Below are 708 nucleotides of genomic sequence, written 5' to 3'. Positions count from 1 at the left end.
GGCAGCTGCGGTAAAGCTCATCAGCGTGGTCGTGAAGCGATTCACAGATGTCTGCCTGTTCATCCGCGTCCAGCTCGTTGAGTTTCTCCAGAAGCGTTAATGTCTGGCTTCTGATAAAGCGGGCCATGTTAAGGGCGGTTTTTTCCTGTTTGGTCACTGATGCCTCCGTGTAAGGGGGATTTCTGTTCATGGGGGTAATGATACCGATGAAACGAGAGAGGATGCTCACGATACGGGTTACTGATGATGAACATGCCCGGTTACTGGAACGTTGTGAGGGTAAACAACTGGCGGTATGGATGCGGCGGGACCAGAGAAAAATCACTCAGGGTCAATGCCAGCGCTTCGTTAATACAGATGTAGGTGTTCCACAGGGTAGCCAGCAGCATCCTGCGATGCAGATCCGGAACATAATGGTGCAGGGCGCTGACTTCCGCGTTTCCAGACTTTACGAAACACGGAAACCGAAGACCATTCATGTTGTTGCTCAGGTCGCAGACGTTTTGCAGCAGCAGTCGCTTCACGTTCGCTCGCGTATCGGTGATTCATTCTGCTAACCAGTAAGGCAACCCCGCCAGCCTAGCCGGGTCCTCAACGACAGGAGCACGATCATGCGCACCCGTGGCCAGGACCCAACGCTGCCCGAGATGCGCCGCGTGCGGCTGCTGGAGATGGCGGACGCGATGGATATGTTCTGCCAAGGGTTGG

The 708-nt window shown here is 54.8% G+C and carries 2 protein-coding genes; one reads left to right on the top strand and one right to left on the bottom strand.

What is annotated here, in order from left to right:
* Nucleotides 1-190: Rop family plasmid primer RNA-binding protein (locus C3007_RS09890; protein ID WP_003692311.1), on the bottom strand; the 190-nt coding region annotated here is incomplete at its 3' end.
* A gap of 7 nt (nucleotides 191-197) precedes the next feature.
* Here C3007_RS09890 and C3007_RS11895 point away from each other — a divergent pair.
* Complete coding sequence (locus C3007_RS11895; protein WP_003702528.1) at nucleotides 198-557, top strand: hypothetical protein; 360 nt, start codon at nucleotides 198-200, stop codon at nucleotides 555-557.
* The last annotated feature ends 151 nt before the right edge of the window (nucleotides 558-708 follow it).

The sequence above is a fragment of the Avibacterium gallinarum genome, from assembly GCF_002921135.1.
GTDB lineage: Bacteria > Pseudomonadota > Gammaproteobacteria > Enterobacterales > Pasteurellaceae > Avibacterium > Avibacterium gallinarum.
Note: the sequence above shows the minus strand (reverse complement) of the source record. Positions and strands in the feature narration are given on the sequence as shown.